Source organism: Pseudoalteromonas sp. SCSIO_11900, from assembly GCF_000576475.1.
Lineage (GTDB): Bacteria > Pseudomonadota > Gammaproteobacteria > Enterobacterales > Alteromonadaceae > Pseudoalteromonas > Pseudoalteromonas tetraodonis.
On sequence record NZ_KK070029.1, the window covers coordinates 1 to 1580 of the forward strand.

2 protein-coding genes are annotated in these 1580 nt (G+C 44.6%); both read right to left on the reverse strand.

The features are described 5' to 3' along the window. Positions 1 to 87: 87 nt before the first annotated feature. Positions 88 to 528: a PaaI family thioesterase gene (locus BG00_RS17065; RefSeq protein WP_036984080.1), complete on the reverse strand. Its 441-nt coding sequence runs from the start codon at positions 526 to 528 to the stop codon at positions 88 to 90. 414 nt (positions 529 to 942) lie between these two features. Next, the coding region (locus tag BG00_RS17070; protein ID WP_036984081.1) for a zinc-dependent alcohol dehydrogenase family protein at positions 943 to 1580 on the reverse strand (638 nt) is incomplete at its 5' end.

The following is a 1580-nucleotide window of genomic DNA, read 5'->3' on the forward strand; positions in this document are numbered from 1 at the left end:
ATGGAAACGAACAGTTCGAATTAGTTTTCTTGGGCTCTTATGCATCCTCAACAATAATCTTTTAAGCGGAGTCAAGCTTTCAGAGAGTTAATTGTTTTTTATATTCTCACTTCGTTCCGATGTATAGGGCGGTATAGAGTATGTACCCACAACATGTGCTACTAAATCACTCACCCCCTCAGAGTACAGAGAAACCTCCCCAACCACGAGAGTACGGCCGACTTTTATCAGAGAACATTCCGCAATGATTCGCTCATTTGCCGATGGCTTACGTAAGAAGTTGATGTTAAGGCTAGTTGTTACTGCCAATGGCACGATGCCTATTTTACCAAGTATCGCCACATAAAGTGCCACATCAGCCACACTCATTAAAACAGGCCCCGAAACCGTTCCGCCAGGACGTAATTCATCCTGACCTACATGATGAGATACAGTCGCTCCACCGTTGCCCACTGCTTCCACAACGCATTTGCTTTGTGGAAACTCCGATTTCATGAAAGCGATAACTTCTTCTTTTGTAGCTGTCATTGAGACTCCTTAAATATTTATTCACGTTTATAGGCACCTGGTGAAGCGTTGCTCCAAGACTTCTATACCCCATTGTGAGCCTGGCTTCTCTTCCACCAATGCAAAGCCCTGACTTTCGTACAGAAGCTAGAATTTTATCGTCCCGTTTGATCGTCCAAATCTCATTGCTTGGGTTATCTAGCCTTCCAATAAATTCCGCCATGCTACTCGCCACTGAACATGCAAATTCCCGACCAAAATCAGCCACTGTCGCGTAATAATGGGCATGCATCTGCGTAACACGTGCAATCAAAATGAATGTCCCTGATCTGATCGTAAGATTCTGATTTAGTTCATTCGATTTCCGCAACAAAGCCAGCGCTAATTGTAATCAGGCACTGACTGAGTTGAGAGACTAGCGGAAGCTATGAACTGTTAATCAAGTTCGACCACTATTTTACCTATCTGCTGATTTGACTCCAGATAATGATGCGCTGCTACTATCTCTTCAAATTTAAAGCTTCGATCAATGACAGGCTTGAGTGTTCCTTCGGATAAACCCGAGTGGATAAATTGCTTTGCTCTGCGAAAACGCTCGATGTCTTTTATAACTTCAGTAAACACATATCCCCTAACTGTCAGACTTTTACGCAGTGCTATTTTTAAGGGAAAAGGAGTTGTTTCGGGACTTAATGCTCCGTGTACTATTATTGTTCCTTCAGGGCTCATTGCTTCAGCAATTTCAGCTATCTGCGGCCCACCGACAGCATCAAATGCGATTTTTAAATTGTTTGCTCCCAAGATACTTCTCAAGCTATCCATTAGCGGTTCTTCTTGGGTTGCAATCACATGGGCCGCGCCAGCCTTGAGCACAGCAGCCTTTTTAGCTCCTGTTAGAGTTGTAGCGATAGGGATACCCCCCAGAGCATTCACAATTTGAATCGCAGCCAATCCAACACTGCTCGATGCGGCGGTTATCAGTACTGCATCGCCTTTTTGCACGTTAGTAATTTCGACCAAGGCGCCATAAGCTGTCAGGTACTGCATCCAAGCTGCTGCGCCTTCAGCAAAGG